Origin of the sequence: Streptomyces sp. NPDC102437 (assembly GCF_044765565.1) — a bacterium.
Classification (GTDB): Bacteria; Actinomycetota; Actinomycetes; order Streptomycetales; family Streptomycetaceae; genus Streptomyces.
In genome coordinates this window covers 1-5,296 of the sequence record NZ_JBIWKI010000114.1, presented here as the reverse complement: position 1 = coordinate 5,296, position 5,296 = coordinate 1, and the positions used below count along the sequence as shown (strand labels likewise).

The 5,296-nt window shown below is 69.0% G+C and carries 5 protein-coding genes; 2 read left to right on the top strand and 3 right to left on the bottom strand.

Annotated elements, in window-relative coordinates:
- Nucleotides 1-170 precede the first annotated feature (170 nt).
- On the top strand, nt 171-674 hold the full coding sequence (locus tag ACIRJP_RS41935) for a peptidase dimerization domain-containing protein (protein ID WP_404186409.1): 504 nt from the start codon (nt 171-173) through the stop codon (nt 672-674).
- A gap of 140 nt (nt 675-814) precedes the next feature.
- A complete protein-coding gene (locus ACIRJP_RS41930) occupies nt 815-985 on the top strand; it encodes a hypothetical protein (RefSeq protein ID WP_404186407.1) in 171 nt (56 codons plus the stop codon).
- A gap of 232 nt (nt 986-1,217) precedes the next feature.
- On the opposite strand, the gene ACIRJP_RS41925 is transcribed toward ACIRJP_RS41930, so the two are convergent.
- From ACIRJP_RS41925 to ACIRJP_RS41915, 3 genes are all read right to left on the bottom strand, one after another.
- Nucleotides 1,218-2,483: a nucleotidyl transferase AbiEii/AbiGii toxin family protein gene (locus ACIRJP_RS41925; RefSeq protein ID WP_404186405.1), complete on the bottom strand. Its 1,266-nt coding sequence runs from the start codon at nt 2,481-2,483 to the stop codon at nt 1,218-1,220.
- 591 nt (nt 2,484-3,074) lie between these two features.
- Entirely contained in the window at nt 3,075-3,968 is an 894-nt protein-coding gene (locus ACIRJP_RS41920) for an NAD(P)-dependent oxidoreductase (RefSeq protein WP_404186403.1), read from the bottom strand.
- A gap of 48 nt (nt 3,969-4,016) precedes the next feature.
- Entirely contained in the window at nt 4,017-5,162 is a 1,146-nt protein-coding gene (locus ACIRJP_RS41915; protein WP_404186401.1) for an FAD-dependent monooxygenase, read from the bottom strand.
- Nucleotides 5,163-5,296: the final 134 nt, after the last annotated feature.

Here is a 5,296-nt window from a genome sequence, read left to right as displayed (position 1 = left end):
GGCCGTTACCACCGCACCGCACCCGACCACCGCCTCGAGATGACCGTCCGCTTCACGGTCTGGGACCAGATCACCGGCGCTGCCGGCCTGCCCGCGACGGCCTGACCGACAGCCGACAGCCGCCTCGACCACGCCCTGACGCACCGCCAGACGCCTATACCCCCGACAACGTGACAACGCTCGGTGGAGGCTCGGGGTTTCCGCTGCCGCCGAAGCTTTCGGTGACGGCCTTCCACGGTGGCCAGGGATTCTCCGTCACCCCGGACCGTGTCGACATCAACGTCGACGTGCGCACCACCCCCGGCTTCGACGCGCTCGACGCCGAGACCCTGGTCCGCAAGACCGTAGCGGAACTCGACGCGGCACTTCCTGCACCGGCTCCCACCGAGGTCACACTGGCGGCCACATGGCCACCGTTCCGCCTGGCCGAGGGCGAGCAGCCCGCCGCCGCGATGCTCGGCGCCGCGTCCGAGGCCGGGCTGACGGTGCGGGCGAAGACGGCGAGGCCGTCGAACATCGGCAACCTCCTCGCTGGGGAGGGCATCGCGGCCACAGCCGGCTTCGGTGTCCCGTACGAGGGCCTGCACAGCGTCGACGAACGCGCCCACCTGGCCGGGCTCCCCACGGTGTATGCCGTCTATGAGCAGGCTGTGTTCGGCCTCCTCGGGGGCTGAACGTCCCAGGCACGTCCCAGCTTTCTACCAGATCCACTCCCAGCAAGTGCCCAACTCCATCTCTGGGAACGGATCTTCGTTCGCGGTGGCATAGAGGCAGCACCACCCCCACATCCACCACGAGACAAGGGAGGCCGGTCATGACCGAGCAGATCACCCCCGCCACGCAGCCTGCCATCGAGGACACCCCCACCGAGGCGTCAGGAACCAGCAGCTTCGTGCCGCAGGTCAGCATCCACCCGGTGGCAGCCCTCACCCTGGGCCGCCAGGCGTTCAACGACTCGGACAAGGCCAACTACTTCGGGGGCTGATCCGGCCCGCAACCAAGCACCCTGGGGGCCGGCCGCTACGGTGGCTGGCCCCCCAGGCGCGTCACGCCGGAAGGCGAACAGGAACGGGAGTGGAGGCGATGTGCGCAAGGCCGCCGAGGCGGCCGCGCAGGACCGGACCGTGCTCACTCTCCAGCAGTGCCGGGCCCCTGGGTGTGCTGAACTTCAGCGGCTCCGGCGCGGGCATACTCGACCACGCTCACCCACCTGCTCTTCAGTTCTTCTGCACGTGGTCGAAGGAGAGGTCGACCAGGGTTTCCCGGCCGAAGAAATGGATCAGAGCCCTGACCCTTCTCGAGTGGGGACTGACCTCGTTGACAATCGCCTGGAAAGTGGCGAAGGGGCCACCGCTGATGGTCACCGAGTCGCCGACCTCGATGTCGGCCTTGGTGGAGACCACCGCCGCGAACATCGAACTGAGTGCCCCGGACAATCGGGACAACCACTCCTTCGCGCTCCCCTGCACCCAGGGGTACTCGGCCTGGAATTTTTCCCATGCCACTGACCATTGGTGCGCCTGGTCCGGGTGGAAGTCTTTCACGTCTGTGTGGCCGTAACCGCCGGACAGGACGTCTTCGAGGAGGTTTGTGGACAGGCTGGTATGGCGGTCCTCGGCCAGGAGGACGGCGTCGTAGAGGTCCTTGCCCTGGGCGCCGCCGTCCTCCTCGGACTCGACTTGCAACCAGAGGATCTTCCAGGAGAGCGAGAGTTCCCGGCTGGCCGTCAGGACGACGGCGGGCGGCCGGCCGGAGCCGACTGGCAACACTGCCGGCTCTGGCGGGTCGGAGAACATGTCGTCGGTGGCGAAGTCCAAGCGTATCCGGCCGGACGGCAACCCGGATGCCCGCCAGGGCACTTCCAGCCGCACCCCCGGCCCGTGGTAGAACCATCCTCCGTCGTTCGACTCCGCGTACGCCTGATCGGCGTCGAGCATCACGCCGCCCGGTGCCTCGGGCCGTTGCCTGATCTGGTCAAGCAGGTCCATGTACGGCGACTCGGCGTCCTCGTCCGCCGAGGCGGCCTCCAGCAGCCGGTCCAGGTCCGCCGACGGATATTTCACATCCCAGGTCCCATGAATGCCGTGCGCATCGTCTGCGGGCTCCATCGCGTCCGCTACGGCGGGCCAGGTGCGGGTCAGATCGATGAGGTTTCCGTACGGCCAGCCCCCGTTGAGCATGTCGCGAACGACCACCCAGTCGAGGTCCGCCGGCTCCCGGGCCCGCTCACCGGCCCATGCCTGCAGTGGCAGGCTGCCCCGCAGCACCAGACTGTCGCACCACCACGATCCGGCGATCAGAGCGAGCACGTGATCGATCGCCGCCCGCCGCGCGGTCCGCCAGCGCACGGCCTGTGCCAGGTCCGCGAACTCCGGCTCCCCGGCCCGCGATCGGCAGTCGAACTCCCCCGCAGGAGGTTCCCAGCCCTTGACCGCCCTCTCCGCAGCCAGGGGAACCGAACGGTTCCGATCGCCCTTCGTCATGCGGCACCGCTCCCATCCGCGACTGTCCGGCCTTCGTCCATGACAAGGTCGTCGTCGTGCACCACGAACTCCTCCTTCTCGACCTCCGCAGCCGCGAACCCCCGTCGGCGAGGGATGTCAGCAGGGTGCCCAGATACGCGCGAGCAGCAGGACGGCCGACCAGTCGACAGCGCTGCGTGACAAAGCGCTCGTGGCGGCTCCCGCTGAGTGGACGGCGGGCATTGCGGGAGACTTGCGCCCCGCGCGGCTCGCACAATGGAGCATCGATTGGACCGGCGTCTCCGTTGGCAGAACGGGGTGAATGGGAAGCCGGTCGCTTTCGACGGCCTGCATCCAACGACCCCTCATCCGCAGTCGGGGGTTCAGCCCGCAGGCCACCGCTCCGCAGATCATCAGACATGGTCGGCACAGTAGACGGCCCCACTGACAATGCCCCCGGCTCTCCTCACCGCCGGGAAAACCCTTCGTGCCCGCCGCGCCCGCGCGGGCTTCGGCACGCCTGGACGAAGGTCCACGGCCCGGCCGGCAAACGAAGGCGCACTCAAGCGATCAACGCATCACCACCGGTCAGGACCAGTTGGTGGCTGTCGGTTACGGCGTGGGGTGGCGGAGCTGTTCGATGATCGCTGCGTAGCTGTTGTTGCCGTGTCCCTTGTCCACTGCCCGTTCGGCCAGGGTCGCGAGGAGTTCGGGTAGTTCGGTGTTGATGTCGGCGGCGTGGCTTTCGTGGAGGAGGTGTTTCATTCCGGTCAGGTTCGTGTTGACGGTGGAGTCGGTGGCCGGGTAGGTGCCGTCGTCGATCTGCTGTGCATAGCCGGGCAGCCAGTCGGCTACGGTTTCGATGCCTGTCTTGGCGAGGCGGGCGAATGCGGTTGCGGGGATTCCTGCCTTGCCGAGCAGGGCAGCGCCGTGCAGGAAGCCGTTGAGGGTGCTCCACACCAAGCTCAGTGCGGCCGCGTCGAACAGGGACGGCAGGCCGTGGTCTGCGCCGACGTACACGGGGCCACCGAGGCTGCTGAGTGCCTGCTGGTGCTGGCCGAACGCGGTGGTTGGACCGCTGTAGAGGATGGTGGCGTTCGCGGTGCCGATCGCCGGGGGTACGGCCATGATCGCGCCGTCGAGGTAGGAGGCGCCTTGGCGCATCGCCCACTTGGCCGTCTCGCGTGCCGCTTGTGAGGTGCCCGAGGTCAGGTTGACCAGGGTGCGGCCGGCCAGGTCCCGGCTCACGGGTTCGAGGATGTCACGCACGTTGTCGTAGTCGGAGACGCAAATGGCCACGAGCGGGCCGGCCGTGACGGCGTCACGGACGGTCCAGGCGTGCTGGGCGCCCTGCGCGGTGAGGGGTTCGGCCTTGGCGTGCGTGCGGTTCCACACGGTGGTGGGGTGGCCGTGGCCCAGGAAGGCCGAGGCGAGGGCCTGGCCCATCAGGCCCAGGCCGAGGACCGAGAGGGGGATACGGCCGGTGTCGGTGTCGAGGTCGTGCATGTGCTCGCTTCCGGTGAATCGGCGTGAGTGGAGAGGGGTGCCTGGGGGTCAGCTCGTAATCTCGGGCAGCCGCCAGGAGGTGCGCAGCTGGCGTACCAGGACGGAGGCCGGGGTCAGGCGGACGAGGGTGTTGCGTACCCGGGTGCGTGTGGGCGTGCTCCAGTGAGCGATGCGTCCGAGCTGGTTGGCGGCCTTGACGACGGCGTTGGCCCTGGGCTGGCGGAAGCGTTCGTAGCGGCGCAGGGTGTCGGAGGTGGGGCCGTACTCGGTGATCAGGTCGGTGAGGGCGAGAGCGTCCTCGATGGCCTGGCACGCGCCCTGGCCCAGGTTGGGGGTCATGGGATGGGCGGCGTCGCCGAGCAGGGTGGTGCGGCCCCGGCCCCACTGCATGACTGGCGGGCGGTCGCGGATGTCGTCGCGGCGGATGGCGCTGACGGGGGTGTCCTTGACGGCCTGGCGGACGTAATCGGGGAACTCGGCCGTGGCCCGGGTGAGCGCGGCACGGATATCGGTGTCTTTCCCGCCGGCGGGGCCGTTGGCGCACAGGAACCAGTACAGGCGGCCACCGTCGATGACGCATCCGCCGAAGCGGCGACCCGCTCCCCATATCTCTCCGATCCAGTCGCTGGGCAGAGGGTTGGCGTCGGTGACGCCACGCCAGCAGTAGTAGCCGCTGTAGCTGGGTGCCTGGACGCCCAGCAGCGCGGTTCGGACGGTGGAGCGCAGGCCATCCGCACCGACCAGCACGGAACCGCGTACTTCTTGCCCGTTGGCAAGGGTGACGGTGGCCTGATCGGGGTCGGCGGCAGTGACGGCCGAGGCGAGCCGCAGCTCGCTGGTGCCGAGCTGGCTGACCAACGCCTGGTGGATGGTGGCGCGGTGCAGGCCCAGGGCGGGGGCGCCGATCTCCGCCAGCAGGGCGTCGGCCTGAGTGGGGCTCGGCTGCAGCAACACGCGGCCGCGAGCGTCATAGACGGCGGCAGTGGACAGCCGCGCGCCGACTGCTTCGAAAGGCTCGGCCAAGCCCAGACGGCGCAGCGCCATCAGCGCGTTGGGCTGCACGGTCAGGCCGGCTCCGACAGGGGCGAGCTGTTCGGCCTGCTCCAGGACGACGGCCGGAATGCCGCGGCCGGCGAGTCCGGCCGCGAGGGTGAGTCCGCCGATGCCTGCTCCGGCGATGAGTACGGGGTCCATAAAGTGCCTTCTTTGCGGGGTATTGCCAGATTCTGGAGTCGTCCTGCGGCAGATTCCGCCCCATGAACGGCGGTGCGGAGGTCAGTCGATGAAGGTGCGCAGCAGGCTCAGCAGCTTGGTGCGGAGTTCGGCCG

Excerpts from the sequence above, each read along its gene's own strand:
- ACIRJP_RS41915 (WP_404186401.1), bottom strand. The coding sequence starts at position 5,162 with ATGGACCCCGTACTCATCGCCGGAGCAGGCATCGGCGGACTCACCCTC.
- ACIRJP_RS41925 (WP_404186405.1), bottom strand. The coding sequence starts at position 2,483 with ATGACGAAGGGCGATCGGAACCGTTCGGTTCCCCTGGCTGCGGAGAGG.
- ACIRJP_RS41920 (WP_404186403.1), bottom strand. The coding sequence starts at position 3,968 with ATGCACGACCTCGACACCGACACCGGCCGTATCCCCCTCTCGGTCCTC.
- ACIRJP_RS41930 (WP_404186407.1), top strand. The coding sequence starts at position 815 with ATGACCGAGCAGATCACCCCCGCCACGCAGCCTGCCATCGAGGACACC.